At 46.5% G+C, this 20,623-nt stretch carries 10 protein-coding genes and 1 tRNA gene; 9 read left to right on the forward strand and 2 right to left on the reverse strand.

Annotated features, from left to right (window positions below; all coding sequences use genetic code 11):
* The first annotated feature begins 5 nt into the window (after nucleotides 1–5).
* From secE to AC1EKB_RS00065, 3 genes are all read left to right on the forward strand, one after another.
* Nucleotides 6–221, forward strand: coding sequence for a preprotein translocase subunit SecE (gene secE / locus AC1EKB_RS00055; RefSeq protein WP_004111941.1), 216 nt, complete (start codon nucleotides 6–8; stop codon nucleotides 219–221).
* A gap of 28 nt (nucleotides 222–249) precedes the next feature.
* Nucleotides 250–1,059, forward strand: a complete 810-nt coding sequence (gene nusG, locus AC1EKB_RS00060; RefSeq protein WP_415694619.1) for a transcription termination/antitermination protein NusG — start codon at nucleotides 250–252, stop codon at nucleotides 1,057–1,059.
* A gap of 90 nt (nucleotides 1,060–1,149) precedes the next feature.
* Entirely contained in the window at nucleotides 1,150–2,064 is a 915-nt protein-coding gene (locus AC1EKB_RS00065) for a biotin--[acetyl-CoA-carboxylase] ligase (RefSeq protein ID WP_481248478.1), read from the forward strand.
* A 283-nt stretch (nucleotides 2,065–2,347) separates the two neighbouring features.
* On the opposite strand, the gene AC1EKB_RS00070 is transcribed toward AC1EKB_RS00065, so the two are convergent.
* On the reverse strand, nucleotides 2,348–3,001 hold the full coding sequence (locus tag AC1EKB_RS00070) for a biotin transporter BioY (RefSeq protein ID WP_481248479.1): 654 nt from the start codon (nucleotides 2,999–3,001) through the stop codon (nucleotides 2,348–2,350).
* A 150-nt stretch (nucleotides 3,002–3,151) separates the two neighbouring features.
* Between AC1EKB_RS00070 and AC1EKB_RS00075 the strand changes: the two genes are divergently transcribed.
* The 6 genes from AC1EKB_RS00075 to AC1EKB_RS00100 all read left to right on the forward strand — a co-directional run bounded on the left by AC1EKB_RS00075 (nucleotide 3,152) and on the right by AC1EKB_RS00100 (nucleotide 19,528).
* Nucleotides 3,152–4,999, forward strand: coding sequence for an acetyl/propionyl/methylcrotonyl-CoA carboxylase subunit alpha (locus AC1EKB_RS00075; RefSeq protein WP_481248480.1), 1,848 nt, complete (start codon nucleotides 3,152–3,154; stop codon nucleotides 4,997–4,999).
* Nucleotides 4,996–6,657 carry an acyl-CoA carboxylase subunit beta gene (locus AC1EKB_RS00080; protein ID WP_481248481.1) on the forward strand — a complete coding sequence of 554 codons (1,662 nt, stop codon included), beginning with the start codon at nucleotides 4,996–4,998 and terminating at the stop codon, nucleotides 6,655–6,657. Before AC1EKB_RS00075 ends, AC1EKB_RS00080 begins: the two co-directional genes overlap by 4 nt.
* A gap of 185 nt (nucleotides 6,658–6,842) precedes the next feature.
* Nucleotides 6,843–16,427 (forward strand): fatty acid synthase subunit beta domain-containing protein, encoded by a 9,585-nt coding sequence (locus AC1EKB_RS00085; protein WP_481248482.1) that lies wholly within the window; start codon nucleotides 6,843–6,845, stop codon nucleotides 16,425–16,427.
* Nucleotides 16,428–16,638: 211 nt separating this feature from the next.
* Complete coding sequence (locus tag AC1EKB_RS00090; RefSeq protein WP_481248601.1) at nucleotides 16,639–17,112, forward strand: holo-ACP synthase; 474 nt, start codon at nucleotides 16,639–16,641, stop codon at nucleotides 17,110–17,112.
* A 217-nt stretch (nucleotides 17,113–17,329) separates the two neighbouring features.
* A tRNA-Gly gene (locus AC1EKB_RS00095) sits at nucleotides 17,330–17,403 on the forward strand.
* Nucleotides 17,404–17,539: 136 nt separating this feature from the next.
* Entirely contained in the window at nucleotides 17,540–19,528 is a 1,989-nt protein-coding gene (locus tag AC1EKB_RS00100) for a GH25 family lysozyme (RefSeq protein WP_481248483.1), read from the forward strand.
* A gap of 188 nt (nucleotides 19,529–19,716) precedes the next feature.
* On the opposite strand, the gene rfbA is transcribed toward AC1EKB_RS00100, so the two are convergent.
* Nucleotides 19,717–20,616, reverse strand: coding sequence for a glucose-1-phosphate thymidylyltransferase RfbA (rfbA, locus tag AC1EKB_RS00105; protein ID WP_415694626.1), 900 nt, complete (start codon nucleotides 20,614–20,616; stop codon nucleotides 19,717–19,719).
* Nucleotides 20,617–20,623: the final 7 nt, after the last annotated feature.

The raw sequence follows: 20,623 nt of genomic DNA on the forward strand, positions 1-20,623 counted from the left end.
CAAGCATGGCCAAGGCAAAAGAGAAGAAGCCAAATTTGTTCATGCGTATTGGCATGTTCATTAAGCAAACTATTGACGAGACGCGCAAAGTCGTAGCTCCGCACGGCAAAGAGTTGTTTGCTTGGTCAGCTTCCGTGTTTATTTTTGTTATTTTCTTGATGGTTTTTGTCACTGTTATGGACTTCGGTTTAGGCAAGTCCGTTATGTGGCTGTTTGGCTGATTTAGACGAATTTTGAGGGTGTGCAAATATGACTGACGAGTTGAATCTCGAAAATGTTGAATCCGTAGATAATTCTGTAGAGAATCTAGATAATCTTGCGAATTTAGACGCATCTGCCGATGCGGTGGAGGCGCATGAGCAGGCCGATTCTACGGTTGCTGGCGATTTGCCAGTGGAGAATAACGCTGATTCCGCCGATTCCGCAGACGTAGACCCTACAGACGCTGGCGCAGCCGCTGTTGCAGAATTCTCCAAGACTTTGCGAACTCTTGAAGGTAAGTGGTACGTTCTTCACACCTACTCTGGCTACGAGAAGCGCGTTAAAACTAACGTTGAATCCCGCGTTCAAAGCTTTGGTTTGGAAGATAAGATTTTCCAGATTGAAGTTCCAATGGAAGAAGTCGAAAAGCACACAGACAAGGGCAAGAAGGTTATTACGCGCGTGCGCGTTCCAGGATATGTGCTTATTCGCATGTGGCCAGACGAGAATGCTCGCCGCATTGTGCGCGAGACCGAAGGTGTTACTGGTTTTGTTGGCCCGTCTAAGGAGCCAGCGCCTCTTAGCCGCAAGGAAGTTATTGATATGATGGCTCCTATGATTGCGTCTGAGGCGTTGAAGAAGGCTGGAGATAAGCCTGCAGCAGCTCGTAAGCGCACTGTTGAAGTTGCTTACAAGGTTGGCGATCAAGTTACAGTTACCGACGGCCCATTTGCAACTATGGCTGCCGTTGTTTCGGACGTAGATCCTACAACGCAAAAGCTTACGGTTCTTGTTTCTATCTTTGGCAGAGAGACTCCTGTGGAGCTTGGCTTTAATCAAGTAGAGCCTATTGTTTGATAGCTATTTCTTCGATAGCTGTTGTTTAATAGGTTTAGGCTGTTTAGGCTTTTAGGCGATTTTAATAGATTTTAAGGGATTTAATTCTCGATGAATTTTATCTTTTTAGACTTGGTTGATTCTACGCAAAATATTGCGCGAAAAGAGCTTATTGATTGCGATTTTGAAAGCTCTTCAATCTTGAATCCGCTTGTTTGTGCGATTATTGCAAACAATCAAAGCGCTGGCAGAGGCCGTCTTGGTCGCAAGTGGGTTAGCGAATCGGGGCAAAGTTTTCTAGCGTCTTATGGTGCTGTTTTGCCAAAAAGCGTTGTTATGGATTCAAAATACAACGGTTGGCTGCCTATGATTGTAGGACTTTGCGCAAGAGACGCGTTGATTGGCGCGCTTAAAGAAGTTGGTGCGCGCAAAATCGCAGAAGCCAGCGAAGTCGGAGAAGTCGAAAGTAAAATTTGCGATTTTGGTCAAGAAATAAAAATCAAGTGGCCAAATGACATTTTTATTGGCGATTGCAAAGAAGGCGGAATTTTAACCGAAATCGCAGCACTTGCGAATCATGACTCTTCTGCAAATCATGACTTTTCGCAACAAAATATTGGTGTGATTTTCGGAATCGGCCTTAATCTTAATGTGCCTAAAAGCAATCTTCCAATCGAAAAAGCAACATCTTTACAAATGCATTACGCGAATCTTCCAAATGCGATGCAATTAAGGGATATTATTGCTAAGCGTTTAGCGCAAAACTTAAATAGTAGACTAGCGAGTTTTGTGCAAAATCCTGCAGAAAGCGCATTGTGTGTGCGTAAGGAAGTTAGCGCGGTTTGCTGGACTCTTGGGCGCAAAGTTAGTGTGTATGCACCAGACGTTAATAGCGAGTTAAACAACAGTGAATGCGTAGAAGGCGTTGCGCAGAGCATTACTGATGATGCTTCGCTTTTGATTCTTAAAGACTCGGGAGAATCTGCGATTGTGCACACGGGAGACGTGTGCGCGGTTAGTGTTTGATGCAATCGCACTACATGGCAGGTCGTCGTTCGCGCGGTCTAAGCGCGCTATTCCTCGCGGCTATTGGTAGCCGCTCGGCTGATTTGGCATGTAAAGTCCACTGGACTTTACATGTGAGCCAAATCACGCTTTGAAGGAGCTTGAAATGCGTTATGCAATTTCAAGCTCAGTCAAAGCGCAAACGCGGAAAGCGTTATTGCTTTTTGATACAAAAAAGGCCGCAGCGACGAGACTGCGGTCTTAGAATAGTTAGCGCGTTACGCTTGCGATTAATCACGCATAATCACGCATTGGTGTTGCGCTTAAACGCGCCATATAATCCTGCATAAGCAGCGCTAGCGATTGCAGCTTTAATAATATCGCCCACAATAAAGCCAGTAGAAGCCACGGCGATTGCCCAAACAGGCAAGTGCATCATAAGCGATTGGCCTACAAAACCAAATGCGTAAATCACAAGAGAACCAACAACAGACGCTGCAAAATACGCGCCAAATCGTGCAAATTTCTTAGCAACAGAATCCTCTGGCATAGCAGCATTAACAACGCCTTCGAGAGCAGACTTTACAAGCGCAATCGCAGCCACGCCAAATACGAATCCAACAAGGAATCCAACGCTAGGGCCTGCAAAAGCCACAATGCCACTCTTTCCGCCTGCAAACACTGGCATTCCAGCAGCACCAATCGCAAGGTACATAAGCACAGAGCTAACGGCCTGGCGCCAAGTCAAAGTAAGACCTGCCAAAGCCAAAACCAAAGTTTGCAATGTCACAGGAACAGGAGTTCCAGGAATTGGCAATGCGCCAGCCATAGTTGCAGCACTAATAAGAACAGTAAACAAAAATGCCTTAGCAAATGGAACAGCTAAACGATTAATATCAAATGCCTTAGATGCAACTGCACTAGAGTTTGCGCCAGAGTTCGATTCAAAATTAGCCACGATATCCTTCTTTCGTATTGTTTTTCGTTGCTGAATCAAAGATTAGACAAGAATTGGGCAGCGCGCGTTGGAGAAGTTTACAAAAAATCGCATAATGTTTTGTTCAAATTCACGGATACTATAAGCCAAATTTCCTATAACTTGTAACGTATGGTTACGAATATCAAAAAAATACTTGTGGCAAATCGCGGCGAAATCGCGCTTAGAGTGATTCGCACTGCTCAAGAAATGGGAATCCCGACTGTTGCTATTTATGCGGCATCCGACCGTCAAGCACAGTATGTTGAAATGGCAGACGAAGCGTACGCGCTTTCCGGAGACACGTACAGAGACACTTATTTAAACGAAGACGCGATTATAGACATTTTGCATAAAAGCGGAGCGAATGCTGTACACCCTGGCTACGGATTTTTATCGGAAGTAGCGAGTTTTGCGCAAAAGGTGATTGATGCTGGCGCTGTGTGGATTGGTCCGAAGCCAGAAGCGCTTATTGATTTAGGGGATAAAATAACCGCTCGCCGCGTTGCAACTCGCGCTAAAGTGCCGCCCGTTCCAGGAATCTCGGAGCCTGTAAAAGACATTCGAGAATTGCTGACTTTTGCGCAAACACATGGCTACCCAGTTATGATGAAGCGCACGGATGGCGGCGGCGGCCGCGGAATAACCGTTGTGCACAACGATGACGAGCTTCGCGGATTCTACATGAATCACGACGCTTTGCAAGGCGGCGACCTTGACGAGTACTTTATTGAGCGTTTTATAGACAAGGCTCGCCACGTGGAAACGCAGGTTGGCCGCGATTCACATGGAAACTTCACCATATATTCCACGCGCGATTGCTCGGTGCAGCGCCGAAACCAAAAGTTGGTTGAGGAAGCACCAGCACCATTCCTTACCGATGATGAGAATGCCCAGCTTCACCGATATTCTCGTAACCTATTTGAAGCTGTTGACTACGTTGGTTTGGGCACGTGCGAATATATGGTGACTTCTCAACATAAAGTTTACTTTTTGGAAGTTAATCCACGATTGCAAGTTGAGCACACAGTTAGCGAGGAAGTTAGCGGACTAGATCTTGTGCGCGAACAGCTTACGATTGCTGACGGCGGCGAGCTTACGCAAAATCACCCTTCGCGCGGACACAGTTTTGAACTTAGAATCACTTCGGAAGACCCAGCCACGAATCTTACGCCTAGTGCAGGCACGCTAACAAAAATAGAGTGGCCATCTGGCCCTGGAATTCGCGTGGATTCTGGCGTAGAAGTTGGAGATAGTGTGTCTCCAAAATTCGACTCCATGATGGGCAAGCTTATTGTTAGTGCGCAAAATCGCGATGCGGCAATTGCTCGCGTAAGGCGTGCGCTTAAGGAGCTTTGCATTGAGGGCGTGCCTACTCCTGCTAAGCTTTTTGAGCAAATTTTTAACGACCCTGATTTTACTGCTCAAGATCACGATTTTGATATTTCTACAAAATGGCTTGAACGCAAGTATTTGAACCGCACTGCTGCAGCGGCAAATGGCGGACAGCCTGCTTCTTTGGATTCCAATAAGGCTGGCGAGGAAGCTCAAAATAAGCCAACTAAAATGGAGTCTTTTGTAATAGAAGTAGACAATAAGCGCGTAAAACTTACGATTCCGCAAGACATTGTAGACAATCTTACTGGTTCTGCACGAGTTAGAAGCACGGTTCGCGCATCGCAGCCGCTTAGAGGGCGAGGATTAAGGGGAGATACTCACAAGTCGGAAACGCCGAAGGATGCTCCTGGCGTGATTTCGGCTCCAATGCAAGCTGTGATTACGCGTGTAAACGTTGCGGAAGGTCAGAGCGTAGCCAAAGGCGATTTACTTGCTGTTCTTGAATCCATGAAAATGGAAAACTACGTTTACGCACCTGCAGCTGGCGTAGTTACTGGCATTTTTGTTGGGCCTGGAGATGGTGTAGAAGCAGGCGAAAAGCTTGTAACTATTGACGTGACTAAAGGCGGTAGTGCAAAATGAGTGCGCTTACTAAAGATGATACGCAAGTTGCAAAAGATGTTAATAAAAGCGCTGCACAAGTTAATAAAGACGCGCAAAATGCGCAAGACGCGCAAGCCGCTCAGTCTACGCAGCCTCAGCGCGGAAAAGCAGCCGTAGAACACGCGGCTCGCCTTGCTAGAGACGCAGAGCAAAAGGCTTCAGAGCGCCAGCATGCAAAGGGAAAATCCACTGCAAGAGAGCGCTTGGATTTGCTTTTTGACACGGGCACGTTTGAAGAAATCGGCCGCTTTAATGGCGGAGACATAAATAACGATGTTGCAGGATGCGCTGTAATCACTGGCTTTGGCGAAGTGTACGGCAAAAAAGTGGCAGTTTATGCTCAAGATTTTTCCGTTCGCGGCGGCACGCTTGGTCGCGCGGAAGGCCAGAAAATTTGCCATCTTCTAGACATGGCGTTGCAGCTTGCGGTTCCTGTTGTTGCGCTAATCGACTCGGGCGGCGCTCGCATTCAAGAAGGCGTTAACGCGCTTACGCAATATGGCAGAATCTTCAAAAAAACTTGTGAAGCAAGTGGTTTGATTCCGCAGATTTCCTTGATTTTAGGCCCTTGCGCTGGTGGCGCAGTTTATTGCCCTGCTCTTACGGATTTTATAATCATGACTCGCGAACATTCCAACATGTTTGTAACTGGCCCAGATGTTGTTAAGGCGGCTACTGGCGAGTCGATTAGCATGGACGATTTAGGCGGTGGATATGTGCATAACTCCACTTCGGGCGTTGCTCACTACTTGGGCGAAGACGAGGCGGATGCCATTGACTACGCGCGCACAATCCTCGCTTATTTGCCGCAAAATTGCAATCAAAATCCGCCAACATTCGCATACGCTGCAACGCGCGCAGACAGAGAAACCGCTAAGCAGCTTGCGACTATTGTTCCGAGCAACGATCGCCAGCCGTACGACGTTTTAGACGTTATTCGCGCAATCGTAGATTATGGCGAATTTGTGCAAGTTCAAGAGCTTTACGCGGCGTCCGCAGTGGTTGGTTTTGCTTGCATAGATGGTCATTCTGTTGGAATAGTGGCAAATCAGCCTAAAGTAAATGCTGGAATTTTAGACGTTAATTCTTCCGAAAAAGTAGCGCGATTTGTGCGATTGTGCGACGCGTTTAATCTTCCTGTTGTAACTCTTGTAGACACTCCTGGATACAAGCCAGGGTCTGACCAGGAGCACGCTGGAATTATTCGCAGAGGAGCAAAGGTGATTTACGCGTATGCAAACGCGCAAGTTCCGCTTGTTACTGTGATTTTGCGCAAGGCTTTTGGTGGAGCATACATTGTAATGGGATCAAAGTCGATGGGAGCAGACTTTAACTACGCTTGGCCTACAAGTCAAATAGCGGTTTTGGGCGCTCAAGGAGCTGTGAACATTATTCATCGCAAGGATTTGCAAAAAGCAAAAGAGCGCGGTCAAGATGTTGATGCTTTAAGAAAAAAGCTTGTTGAAGATTACGAAAACACCACTGTAAACGCAAATCTTTCGCTGGAAACTGGTCAGATTGACGCAATGATAGATCCGGAGCAAACAAGAGATGTTATTGCTAATTCTTTGAAGATTTTAAGAAGTAAAAAACGCGTTTCTAGAACGGGGAAGCATCATGGAAACCAGCCAATGTGATTTAAGAATGATTTGAGGGCGATTTTAGATGATTTGAGACGCGCGGATTAATCGCAAGCAGCCGCTGGGCGCGACTAACAACAAGTCACAAATAATCCAAAAACATAAACAATACAAAAGTCACAAATAATCCAAAACACAAATCTTAAAAATAAAACGTAAACCCACAAACAAAGGAAAATAAAATGACAAAATACTTATTTGATGAGCTTGCACAAAATCCACATATTTTAGCTTTTGCAGGGCAATCCACGCCATGGGTTCAAGCGTTAAAAGAAGCGCAAAAAGACGAAGATTTAAGCGCGCAACTACGCGATTACAATAACAGCGCAAAAAATCTTCTAAACAACATATATGCGCAACTTTTAGCGAACGCAGGAAAAGACATAAACGTATTCGACGCTTTAGAATCCACAAATGAGCGCACGCAAGACGCGCAAATAAGCGTTCCAGGAATCGCATTGGCTCAGCTTGCAGCTGTTAGTGATTTTACAAATCTTGGGTACAATTTTGAAGTTTGCAAGCCAATCGCAAGTCTTGGTCATTCTCAAGGCGTGATTGCTGCAAAAATGGTAGAAGCGCGATTAGAGGCTGGTTCTTGGCAGGCAGCGCAAGGCAAAATCGCGGAACTTTTGGCGATTGCATACATAATTGGAGCGGCTGCAGATCGCGAAGCGCGGCTTTTGGAAATAAGCGGAAACGGCTCTGCAACTCCAATGCTTTCGTTAAAAGGTGTAACTCAAAAACAGGCAGAAGTTTTGATTTCGCGCGTGGATCGTAAGCGTGCTGAAGTTTCGATAGCAGTTAAAAATTCGCGAAATCACATGGTGTTATCTGGCTATCCGCAAGACATGGAGGCCGTTTTAAGCGAAGCGCAAAAAGAAGCGGCTCATTCTAAAAAATTACGAGATATGAAGCAGCGCGGAGGGTCGGTTTTTGCGCCAATCGCAGAGTATTTAGACGTTACAGTGCCATTCCATTCGCCAATGATGAGCAAAGCTGTAGATAACGCTGAAAAATGGGCAAAAGAAGCTGGATTAAACGCCGATCTTACTAGAAGTCTTGCAAATCAAGTTTTAGTAGAGCAAGTGGATTGGGCAAGTCAAATCAAAAAAACTTTGGCAAATCTGGGCGAATCTGCTAAAGATTTGTGGGTAATCGACATGGGCCCTGGAGAGGTACTTGGAAAGCTTACAAGCGTGCTGGTTCAGGGAAGTGGCGCTGGAATCGTAGAAGCTGGAACAATGGCGTCTCGCGCTAATGCGTCTACACTGGAGGCTTCTTCCGCAAATTCTTTGCGAACGGGATGCTGGTTGGATTTTGCACCACGCGTAGTAGAAACGCCATTAGGGCGCAAAGTAGTTACAAAGTTTAGCAAGCTAACAGGCAAAGCTCCTGTTCTTCTTGCAGGCATGACTCCAACAACCGTAGACCCGCAAATCGTTGCAGCTGCTGCAAACGCGGGGTACTGGGCAGAGCTTGCAGGCGGTGGCCAAGTAACAGAAGAAGTGTTTAACAAGCACGTGGAAATGCTCCAAAATCAGCTAAAAGAGGGAGCAACTGTAGAATTCAACGCCATGTTTATGGACCGCTACTTGTGGAATTTGCAATTTGGAGCCAAGCGCATAGTTCCAAAAAAGCGCGCTTCGGGAGCGCCAATCGACGGCGTTGTAATATCTGCAGGAATCCCAGAGTTAGACGAAGCGAAGGAACTTGTTAAAACTCTTCAAGAAGACGGATTCCCGTATGTTGCTTTTAAGCCAGGAACAGTAGAGCAGATTCGTCAAGTTATTCGCATTGCAAAAGCTGTTAAGCCAGTAACGATTATTGCGCAAGTAGAAGGCGGATCTGCAGGCGGACACCACTCTTGGGAGTCGCTAGATGATTTGCTTATTAGTACTTATGCTCAAGTGCGCGAATGCAATAATTTGGTTCTTGTAGCAGGTGGCGGAATCGGTACTCCTTCGCGCGCTGCCGACTACATTAGTGGCGAATGGTCCAATAAGTACGATTTGCCAAATATGCCTGTGGATGCCGTAATGATTGGCACTGCCGCAATGACAGCAAAGGAAGCGCACACAAGTCCGCAAGTTAAGCGCATGTTGGTGGAGACGCCTGGAATCACAGAAGCAAATGATGCATGCGTGGAAGGTCTTGGCGCAAGTGACGATCCGTTTGCTCCGATTGGCGAGCGCTGGGTGCCGTCTGGAAAGGTTGTTGGCGGAGTAACAAGCGGATTAAGCCATTTGCACGCAGATATTTACGAGATTGAAAATGCGTCTGCGCGTTGTGGTCGTCTTCTTGTTCACATGATGAAGCATCCAGAAGAGCTTGAATTACGCAAAGATGAGGTTATTGCCGCTCTTAACACAACAGCAAAGCCGTATTTTGGCAATGTTGAAAGCATGACATACCAGCAATTTGCACAACGATTCCTCGACTTGTGCTACCCGTGGGCGGATTCCACATACGCGGATCGCTACGCTCATTTGCTTAAGCGAGTCGAAGCGCGTTTTGCGTTGCAAGATTCTGGCGAATTTGAGTCAAGCTTGCCTTCTGCTAAAAGCATTTTTGAAAATCCTCAAGAAGCTTTGAATAATCTTATTGAAAAGTTCCCAGATGCAGCGCAAACAAACGTTATTCCAATGGATGCTGCATGGTTCCCAACTTTGGTGCGCGAATACCCTAAGCCAATGCCGTTTGTGCCAGTAATCGACAACGATTTGCTTCGCTGGTGGGGTCAGGATCAGCTTTGGCAGTCGGAAGATTCGCGCTACTCTGCGGATGCTGTGCGCGTAATTCCAGGGCCGATTTCTGTTGCTGGAATAACAACAATGGACGAGCCGATTGCGAATATTTTGGGAAGATTTGAAGATGCGGTTATAAAGCGTTCTATGGCTGCTGGCGATTCTAGAGTTTCTCTTGCGCAAAGTGCGTTTAGCCAAATCGCGTGCGCAAAAAACGTTGAAGAATACGTGCGCGCATGCCCGAATATCTCTTGGATTGGTCACCTAACTTCTAATCCTGCTTACAAAACGCAAAATGATAGTGAAAACTACGTTATAAGCGTTGTTAGTGAAGAAGATAGCGTAATTAAGCTCGATTTAGACGTTAAATTAGACACATTCTGGGATGATTTGTGCGCTAACGGTTCAAGCAAGAATGAGAACAGCAATAAGAATCACGCTGTGCGAAACATTATGATTCCGCTTATTGTAGACGCAAATCGCGCAGGAGGCGTGCCAGTAGTAGATAGAGAGCGATTGCCAAAGCACGTTTATAAGATGCTTGCAGCTACAGCAGGCATTGGAAATACTGCGATTACTGGAGATGCTTTAAGCGAAATGCCTAAAGTTGATGAAAGCGAGCAAAGCGAAGAATCGCCATTTGGCGTAGTAAAGTCTTCGTACACGCTTTCTAGAAATCTTGGAATCGATCACGAATCTGCTACAGCTGGGCGACTTTCGGGTGGTCTTCAAGCATCTAAAATCGTGCCAGACGCGCTAGTTGGTCCTGCTTGGCCAACAATTTATTCTGCTTTGGGATCTGTAATGGTAAACGGGTACCCAGTAATCGAAGGATTGCTTAACGCGGTTCATTTAGATCACTTAATAGAGTTAGACGTTTCAAATAGCGATTTGAACAAGCACGTGGGCGAGCGCGTAAACCTTGTTGGTTGGGCGCAAAGTGCGCAAGAGTCTGCTTCTGGACGCGTTGTCACGATTAACGTTGTTCATTTTGCGCAAGACGGAACGCGTTTAGCTCACGAAACAGAGCGATTTGCGATTCGCGGACGCAGCTACAGTTCAGCGCTGCCAAAGCCTGCTGCACAATACGGAGCTGCCGCGGATTTGCACGGATATGATGTGGATGCAACTCCTAGAAGAATGCTTAGAAGAGTTGTTTTGAGCGCGCCTAAAGACATGACGGCGTTTGCGCGCACTTCTGGCGATTTTAACCCAATTCACACTTCTTACAGAGGCGCTGCAATATCTGGGCTTAAGGCTCCGCTTGTACACGGAATGTGGCTTTCGGCGGCAGCTCAGCACGTTGCGCAAGCTGTTGACGAAAAAGGCGCGCGCTACGAGTTGATTGGCTGGACGTACAACATGTACGGCATGGTGCAGCTTAACGACAAAGTTGAGATAACTGTTGAGCGCGTAGGAAAAGTTCGACGCGCAGGGCTTGCGCTAGAAGTAACATGCCGCGTAAATGGGCAAATTGTTTCTAAGGCCAGCGCTCTTACAAGCTCGCCGCGCGCCGCCTTTGTGTACCCAGGCCAGGGTATTCAAAAACAAGGTATGTCGCTAGATGAGCGCGCAAAATCGCCAGCTGTGCGCGAAACTTGGCAGCGCGCAGATAAGCTTACTCGCGAAAAGCTCGGATTCTCAATTCTTGCTGTTGTTCGAGATAATCCTAAGGAACTAACAGCAAATGGCGTAACGTATCGTCACCCAGAAGGCTTGCTTAACTTAACGCAATTTACGCAAGTTGCGCTCGCTACTGTTGCTTTTGCGCAAACTGCTCGCTTGCGTGAAGCTGGATGCGATATTTGGCCAGCTTACTTTGCAGGCCATTCTCTAGGCGAATACAATGCGCTAAGTTCCTTCGCTCAAATTATTCCGCTAGAAACCGTGTTGGAGCTAGTTTTCCACCGCGGATCCACTATGCATCATTTGATTGAGCGAGATGCGCAAGGCAGATCTAACTATAGAATGGGAGCTTTGCGTCCAAATCAGTTTGGCGTAGGAGACGATGGAGTAAACGCGTACGTTGAAGGAATCTCTAAGCAAACTGGCGAATTCTTGCAAATCGTAAACTACAATTTGGCAGGTCAGCAATACGCGATTGCTGGAACAATAAAAGGTCTTAAAGCCTTGGCCGAAGATTCCGCTAAGCGTGCTAAAGAATATGGCGGAAAGCCGCCGTTTATTTTGGTTCCAGGAATTGATGTGCCATTCCATTCCAAGCTGCTTAGAAAAGGTGTGCCAGAGTTCCGAGATAAGCTGGATTCGCTTCTTCCAAAGCATATTGACTACTCGGTTCTTGTTGACCGCTACATTCCAAACTTGGTTGCATGCCCGTTTGAGCTTACGCGCGAATTTGCGCAAAAGATTCTAGACGTTGTGCCTTCAAAGCGAATTGAAGCAGCTTTGCAAGATGATGCAACTTGGGATTCTTATGCAGCTGATGAGCAAAAACTCGGCAGATTGCTTCTTACGGAGCTTCTTTCTTGGCAGTTTGCTTCCCCTGTTCGTTGGATTGAAACGCAAGCGCTTATGTTCTCTAGTGAATCTTGCGGTGGATTAGGCGTAGAAGAATATGTTGAAGTTGGTTTAGCGAATGCTCCAACTTTGGCAAATCTTGGTACAAAAACGCTTGCATTGCCAGAGTTTAGTAGTCAGCGTGTTGCTGTTTATAACGTTGGGCGAGACGAGAGTCGTGTTTATAAAACAGACACAGATTCGCTTGTGCCAGAAGTTTTTGAAGACGATGAAAGCGCGGTTAATGACGCGTCGGTTGCTGGCGATTCTTCCCAAGATGCCGCACAAAAGTCGCAAGCAACCGCAACGGCAAGTGCTGCGTCTGCTTCTGCATCTGCTCAAATAAATGCAAATAATAATGCAAATAATTCTGTGCAAAATGCATCAAATGCAGTGCCAAATGTGCCATCTGGCTCTGTTGCAGATATTGCGTTTAAGGCGTCGGATGCTATTGAAATGCTGATTGCATACAGTGCTAAGATTCGCGCCGACCAAATTGGTGCTGCCGACACAACGGATACGCTAACAAACGGCGTATCTTCTAGGCGAAACCAGCTTTTAATGGACATAAGCTCCGAGCTTGGCGTGCCTAGCGTGGACGGTGCTGCAGAAGCTCCAATGAGCGCTCTTAGCAAGCTAGTAAACTCCGCTGCTCCTCGCTACAAGGCTTTTGGTGCCGTTCTTAGCGACATTGTAAGGCAAAGTTTGAGGTCGCTTTTTGGCGCAGCTGGTGTAAAGCCTGCTCAAGTAGATAAGCGCATTACGGAAGTATATAAGCTTGGCGAAGGCTGGCGCGCGCACGTTTTGGCGGCTCTTGTTTTGCAAACGCGATCTGGCGCAAGCGTTCGCGGAGGCGATTTGGCTCAGCTTTCTACAGAGCCAGCAAAGAACGCTTCTGCAGCTCAAGCGTTGATTGATTCTGCGATTAATCAAGTTGCTAAACAGCACGGAATTACTCTTGCTCAGCCAGGTTCTGCAGGATCTGGCGCTGCAGGTGGCGCAGTTGTTGATTCTGCAGCGCTTGACGCTTTTGCGCAACAGGTTGTTGGCGCGGATGGCGTTTTGGCTGCTACTGCTAAGTTTGTGCTAGCAAAGCTTGGTGTTGAAGAGCCTAAAGTGCAAGATGAAGCGGATGAAAATGCGGCTGTTGTTGCAGCTGTAGAAGCTGAGCTTGGAGCAGATTGGCCAAAGCAAGTAGAGCCTCGATTTGATGAGCGCAAGGCGATTCTTTTCGACGATCGATGGGCTAGCGCTCGCGAAGATTTGGCGCGTATCTACTACAATTCTGAGTATAATTCTTGCGCAAATAATTCCGAAGATCTTAAGCAAGTTAGCGAAATTTTGAACCGCTACGGTAGCTTTGTTGGTTTAGGGCGCGCAATTTCTAGCGAAGCTGAGTGGTTTGCTAAAAAGTGCAAGGATAATAAGAGCAACGATAATAAGTTCAGCGTATTGTCTTCTATTTTTGAGCAAGTTGCAAAAGATGCGCTAAAGTCTACTGGCGATTTGCCAAAGTCGCGTAATCATGAGCATTATGGAGACGATTCGCAAATCTTCTCCAATTGCTTTGAAGGAGATGTTGCTGTTGTAACAGGCGTTGCGCCAAATTCGATTGCAGCACGAGTTGTGACTGGTCTTCTAGAAGGTGGAGCTACGGTTATTGCCACTTCTCACAGCTTTAAGCCGAGTGTAAAAAAGTGGGCTAAAGAAGCTTACAGACTTCACGCAACCGCTTCAGCTAAATTGTGGCTTGTTCCAGCAAACTTGTCTAGTTACCGAGATGTTGACGCTCTTGTAAAGTGGGTTGGCACAGTTTCTAAGAAGGTTAGCGGAGCAACAACCACCATTTTGAAGCTTGCTTATAACCCAACTCTGTTCTTCCCATTTGCAGCTCCGCCAGTTAGTGGAACTTTGGCGGATTCTGGTGCGCTTTTTGAATCTCAATCCAGGCTTATGCTTTGGGGTGTTGAGCGCGCAATCGCAGGATTTGCGCAAATCGGAGCAGACACAGATGTAAAGCATTGTATGCACGTTGTGTTGCCAGGATCGCCTAATCGCGGTATTTTTGGCGGCGACGGAGCTTATGGCGAAGTCAAGAGCGCATTTGACGCTATTGTGAACCGCGCGCATGCCGAAAAAGTGTGGTCGAATCGCGTAACGTTTGCTCATCCAAAGATTGGCTGGGTGCGCGGAACTGGCTTAATGGGAGGCAATGATCCTCTTGTGGAAGCTGTTGAAAGTCGTGGCTTAAAAACCTTTACAACAAGCCAGATGGCGAATCTTTTGCTTGATTTGTGCACTAAAGATGCGCGTAATCTTGCTGCAAAAGCGCCTCTAGACGTTGATTTAACAGGTGGATTAGGCTCGGAGCCGCTTGACTTGAACGAGCTTAAAGCTCAAGCTTTGCAAGAGAATAGTCGCAAGCAGGCTAATCAGGATGCTTCAAACAAGTCTGAAGTCAAGTCTGAAGTCAAGTCTCTAAATAAGGCGCTTCCATCTCCAAATATTCCAACTCAAGCAAGAGTTAATTTGGAAGATTGGAAGAACGTAACAGCAAAGCCTAAAGACCAAATCGTTATAGTTTCTGTTGGCGAGATTGGTCCGTGGGGCTCTGGCCGTACGCGCTTTAGTGCTGAGCAGTCAATCCAAGATAACGGAACGGTTTCGCTTTGTGCAGGAGCTGTTTTGGAATTGGCTTGGAGCATGGGATTGCTCACTTGGCAAGACTCGCCAAAGCCAGGCTGGTACGATGCCGAAGGCACGCTTGTGCCAGAAGAAGACATTGCAGAAAAGTATCGCGACGAAGTAGTGGCTCGCTCGGGAATTAGGCCGTTTGAAACTGGCATGGGCGGCGACTACAAAGACGGAGCAAACGAAGAAGAAGCCGAAATCTTCCTAGATCACGATGTATCTTTCAACGTTGCTACAGAGCAAATTGCGCGCGAATACGTGGCGCTAGACGAAGAGCACACCGAGATTTCTAGCGACCAAGAGTCGGGAGAGTGGATTGTTACGCGTAAAGCTGGATCCATGATTCGCGTGCCAAGACGAGCAGCCATGACTCGCACTGTTGGTGGGCAATTGCCTAAGGGCTTCGACCCATTAAAGTGGGGTATTCCAGCTTCGATGGTTGGAAGCGTGGACCCGATTGCGCTTTGGAACATAGTCGCTACTGTTGACGCGTACATTTGCGCAGGATTTACGCCTTCGGAAATCTTGCAAGCTGTGCATCCTTCCCTTGTGGCATCAACACAAGGTACTGGATTTGGCGGAATGACGTCTATGCGAAAGCTGTATTTGGATCGATTCCTAAATCACGAGATTCCTACAGACGTGCTTCAAGAAGCGCTTCCAAATGTTGTTGCAGCGCACGTAATGCAAACGTATATTGGCGGATATGGAAACATGATTCAGCCAGTTTCGGCATGTGCAACTGCTGCAGTTTCGCTAGAAGAAGGCGTTGATAAGATTGCGCTCGGCAAAGCCGACTTTGTTGTAACGGGTGCGATTGACGATATTGGCGTGGAATCCGTGGTTGGTTTTGGCAATATGAACGCCACTGCAAACAGCAAGGAAATGTACGAAAAAGGCATAAATCCGCGATTCTTCTCGCGTGCGAATGATCGCAGGCGCGGAGGATTCTTGGAAGCGCAAGGCGGCGGCACGATTCTTATTACGCGAGGAGATATTGCGCTTAAGCTTGGCTTGCCTGTTGCTGGCGTAGTTGGATTTATTCACTCATACGCGGATGGTATTCACACTTCGATTCCAGCTCCAGGATTGGGCGCGCTCGCTGCAGGATTGGGCGGCCGCGATTCCAAGCTTGTGCGCGATTTGGCGGCGCTTGGCGTTACTCCAGACGATATTGCTGTTGTTTCTAAGCACGATACGTCTACAAACGCAAACGACCCGAACGAGTCTGAGTTACACAATACGCTTGCTCACGCGATTGGGCGCACAAGCGGAAATCCGCTATTTGTGATTAGCCAAAAGTCGCTTACTGGCCACGCAAAGGGTGGCGCATGTGTGTTCCAGATTAATGGCTTGACTCAGCTGTTTAGAAGTGGGTGGGTTCCAATCAACGCTTCGCTTGATTGCGTGGATCCTAAGCTTGCGCGCGATGACCACATGGTTTGGTTGCGAAATAGGATTCACATTGGCTCTGTTAAAGCGGCTCTTGCTACATCGCTTGGATTCGGGCACGTTAGCGGATTTGTGGCTCTTGTGCATCCTGGCGCGTTTGAGGCTGCTGTGGCTTCTAGCGCTGGTGTGGATGCGCTTAACGAGTGGCGAACAAAGGCAAATGCGCGCTTGGCTGCAGGTCAGCGACTTTTGCAAGAGGGCATGATGGGCCATGTGCAACTGTTTGAGCCTGTGCAAAATCGCCGTTTGCTTAAAGACGGCACGCGCATGCCAGATGGGTCGCGTTACGATGGTCATGAAGCAGAAAAAGCTATGCTGCTAAACCCAGATGCTCGCTTAGATGCAAGTGGCTATTATTGCTAACGAATTGACTTGCCTTCGCGTGCTAAGCTTTGAACGCGAAGGCAGGTCGTGTCGTTCGCGCGGTCTGAGCGCTCGAACGTCTTCGCTTGCGTTGAAAGCACACCGTGCTTTCAACTTTAAGCAAGCTCAGCGCTACGAATTGCCTTTTCGCGCTACGCTCTAAGCAAAAAGGCAGGTCGTCGCGCTCTATCGTAGTTAGGAAGTGAGTTCAATGATTGCAGGCATTGGTTGCGATGTTGTTAATGTTGCGGATTTTGCGCAGCAGATGCAAGATGGCAATGGGTGGCGCTCGCTATTTTCTACGCGTGAGCTTAGGCAATGTGCTATGCGCGCGAATGCTAAGAACGACTCACAAGCGATTCATATTGCGGCTCGCTGGGCTGGTAAAGAGGCGGTTATAAAAGCGTGGTGCGAGGCGATGAGCGCTCTTGGTTTGCAATATCCGTATACTTTAGACAACACGCCTTGGGCAAGCATTGAGATTTTAGACGATTCGCATGGATGCCCAAGCGTTCATCTTGATACTGCTGTTAACGAGAAGCTTATGCAATCTTTGAGCACGGTTCCTATGATTAAGACGCAGAATGGTCTTTCTATTAGATGGCATGTTTCTTTGAGTCACGATGGTTTGCTTGAAAACGCATCCGCAATCGCCTCTGCGTTTGTGATTCTAGAAATAGCTTAGATATTTTGCGATTTGCACTGCCTGGTTTTGTTTCTTTTTCCCGCGTTTGTTCCTTTTTTGGTCAGGTGGTAAACAAAAGCAGGCATGTTATCGTGTGCTACAACGCTCTTGAGTATCTAAGTGGAGTGTCGAAAGTTGCTTTAGGTCTAAACAGTCTGTATAATTAATCGAGTTGCTGTTTTGCAGGGCGATTAATAGCTTGCAAAATTTGCATATTGCGGATGTAGCTCAATGGTAGAGTATCAGTCTTCCAAACTGATGACGCGGGTCCGATTCCCGTCATCCGCTCCATTTTTGTTGCATTTTCATTCGCTTTTCATTCCTGTTTTATTTCGTTCTTGCTTTAGTACACACATGTTTTAAGCTGTTTGCGCATGTTGGTATTGTTGTAACAGTTAAACACGTAAAACATGTGTCTGGAGGGATTTTGGGACAGTTTATTGTACGTGTAATTGCAAGTTTAGTTTCTGTAGCAACAGCTCTTGTTGTAAATTCTGCTCCTGCGTTTAAGGTAGAAAATCGTTGGGATTTTAAGAATGTTGCTTCCAAAGTCGCAGATGTTGCAGATGGTGCAAATAATGCGGAATTGTCAGATAATGGCGCTAACACTGTTGAAGAAGATCAATTAAATGCGCTTTCTAATGGCAATTCAAGTAATGCATCTAAGTTGCCTAAAAAAGTGGCATCTTCCTTTACAAACAAAGACGAAGTTGTGTCTTCAAAGTATGCGATTGCAGATAATGGAGAATTAAAGTCACTTAAAACTGGCCAAACTATTACTGATTCTAAGCTTGTTGGAACTAAAGATAAGCAGCCAGATCCACTTGCTAAAAGTAACGGTGAGCGTTTTACGCCTATAACTGTTGGTGATTTGCGAAAAGAGATAAAACGCGAAAATTCAAGCAGTGCTAATTCAAGCAGTGCTAATTCAGATGTCACTAATCTTGATTCTTCTAGCACCAATAACACTCAGATTTCTAGCAAAAAGCGTGTTGAAAATAAGCGTTCTCTTAGAAAAAACAAGGTTGTTCTTGTAAGCTCTAATCAAAAAAATCCCCAAGAAGCTGATTCAAACGAAAAAAGCCAGGAGTCGCAAGCTTTGGAATCTAGAACATCTACGTATACAACTTATGGTTCTGTGCGTAAGATTTCTTTGCCAACAAACGGCTTTGGCACTAGGTGGGGAGACTACAACGGAACTCAGGCCTTTTACGATGGCAATGGAAGCCTGTTCGCATACAACGCTAGTGGCGTGATTGATGTTTCCGAACATCAAAAAGAAATCGACTGGGCTGCAGCTAAGGCAGCTGGCGTAGAAGGCGCGATTATACGAATTAGCTACGGATGGGAAAATGGCTACGATAAATACGCTTTGCGCAATATTAGAGAGTGCAAGCGTTTAGGCATTCCATTTGGAATCTACATGTATTCTTACGCCGAAAAACCAGAAGATGGCGCTAACGAGGGCGCAGACGTTGCAAGTCTTCTTAGGCGTGCAGGCGTTAGCCCAGGGGACCTTTCTTATCCTGTTTACTACGATCTTGAAAAATGGGTTTGGACTGGTCACACCGCTCCAACTAGCCCATATGTTTACCAAAACATTGTTTCGTCTTGGTGGAATCAGTTGTATAACGCAGGATACACAAATCTTGGCATTTACTCATATGCAAACTATTTGAAAGGCCCGCTTAATTCGCAATACATTCACGATCGCGCAAGTTGGGTCGCTAGCTACGGTGCAACTCCGCTATTTAACATTAGAACGGCGTTGCGCGGATGGCAGTACACGTCTAAGGCTTGCATATCTGGTATTGATGGAAATGTTGACGTTAGCGCATTTGGAACTGGTCCAAATTCTCCAGTAACGCAAACTAACGTAGACTTTACATGGATTATTCGTAATAACGATATTGCTGTTGGAGCTGCTGTTACAGGCAATTTGAATAGACGCTTGGAATATCGTTGGCTTTCTTACGATTTATATAACAAGCAATGGCGTACAATCTCTGATTGGAGTGTTGGCAATTGGGCATCTTGGGTAACAAGCAATGGCGATTATTGGCTTCATTGCGAGGTTCGCGATGCTTACACTTATAAGTCTCTTGGAACTAAAACAATTGCTTTCCACTACCAAGTAAACAATCCTCTTGAGCATGAGGCAGACGAAAAAACGGTTGTTTCTGGCACTTATGCAGCTTGGCAAGGGAATAGAGTTCTTTTGGGAGCTGTAACAAATAATCCTAAGGGATATACGATTATTAAGATTTACGATTATAACGCCAAGCAATGGGTAAGCCAATTTAAGGGTCCATGGGCATTGTGGAATCCTAAACCAGGGATTTATTGGACACATTTTGAAGCTTATTCAGAAAATGGCACGCTTAGGGATAGCAAAACTTACGCCTTTGGTGTATAATTAAAGAACTTCTTCTATCCCTAACAAGGGGCCAGATGCATTACGCATCTGACCCCTTGTCTTTTGTGATTTATCTCTTGTTATTTATCGTGCGGTTGCTTGTGATTTGCCACTAATCCGCGTGAATAATCCGCGCGAATAGTGCGCGCGAATAATGGAGAATCGCAAACAAACCTTTTTAATCCGTTTTACTCCGCAAACAAATCTTTAGATATAATAATGCGATTTTCCGCAACCTGCTTTAAGTGCTTGCCATAATTGCTTTTGCCATACTTTTGCGCCGACTCAAGCAAACGCTCGCGACTAATCCATTGATTCTCGTACGCAATCTCCTCAAGCACTGCGATTGGCAGCCCTTGCGCTCGCTCTATTGTGCGCACAAATTCGCCAGCTTCGTAAAGCGAGTCCATTGTGCCAGTGTCTAGCCATGCGTATCCGCGACCAAGCGTCATAACGTTTAGCGAGCCATTTTCTAAGTACATTTTGTTAAGGTCTGTAATCTCAAGCTCTCCGCGCGCACTCGGCTTAACTTGTTTTGCAAACTCTGTAACTCTGGAATCGTAGAAGTACAAGCCTGTAACAGCATAGTTTGATGCTGGGTGTTCTGGTTTTTCTACTATGCTAACGGCTTTGTGATTTTCGTCAAATTCTACAACGCCGTACCTTTCTGGGTCGTCTACGTAGTAGCCAAACACTGTAGCGCCGTGTTCTACGCTTGCAGCGTGCTTTAGAATTGCTCCCAAGCCATTTCCGTAGAATATATTGTCTCCAAGCACGAGCGCGCAAGAATCGCCGTTTATAAACTCTTCTCCGAGTATAAATGCTTGAGCAAGTCCGTCTGGAGATGGTTGAACTTTGTAAGATAAGTTGATTCCAAATTGCTCTCCGCTTCCAAGCAGCCTTTCAAAATTCGGCAAGTCTTGAGGAGTAGAAATCACAAGAATATCTCGTATTCCAGCCATCATAAGCACGCTAAGAGGGTAGTACACCATTGGCTTGTCGTACACTGGCAAAAGCTGCTTAGACGTTACGGTAGTAAGTGGGTATAGGCGTGTGCCAGAACCGCCAGCAAGAATAATGCCTTTCATCTTTGAA

Source organism: Gardnerella sialicivorans subsp. sialicivorans (genome assembly GCF_056746795.1).

What these genes read in the sequence shown, in the direction of transcription:
- secE (WP_004111941.1), top strand. Translation starts at nt 6, where the DNA reads ATGGCCAAGGCAAAAGAGAAGAAGCCAAATTTGTTCATGCGTATTGGC.
- nusG (WP_415694619.1), top strand. Translation starts at nt 250, where the DNA reads ATGACTGACGAGTTGAATCTCGAAAATGTTGAATCCGTAGATAATTCT.
- AC1EKB_RS00065 (WP_481248478.1), top strand. Translation starts at nt 1,150, where the DNA reads ATGAATTTTATCTTTTTAGACTTGGTTGATTCTACGCAAAATATTGCG.
- AC1EKB_RS00075 (WP_481248480.1), top strand. Translation starts at nt 3,152, where the DNA reads ATGGTTACGAATATCAAAAAAATACTTGTGGCAAATCGCGGCGAAATC.
- AC1EKB_RS00080 (WP_481248481.1), top strand. Translation starts at nt 4,996, where the DNA reads ATGAGTGCGCTTACTAAAGATGATACGCAAGTTGCAAAAGATGTTAAT.
- AC1EKB_RS00085 (WP_481248482.1), top strand. Translation starts at nt 6,843, where the DNA reads ATGACAAAATACTTATTTGATGAGCTTGCACAAAATCCACATATTTTA.
- AC1EKB_RS00090 (WP_481248601.1), top strand. Translation starts at nt 16,639, where the DNA reads ATGATTGCAGGCATTGGTTGCGATGTTGTTAATGTTGCGGATTTTGCG.
- rfbA (WP_415694626.1), bottom strand. Translation starts at nt 20,616, where the DNA reads ATGAAAGGCATTATTCTTGCTGGCGGTTCTGGCACACGCCTATACCCA.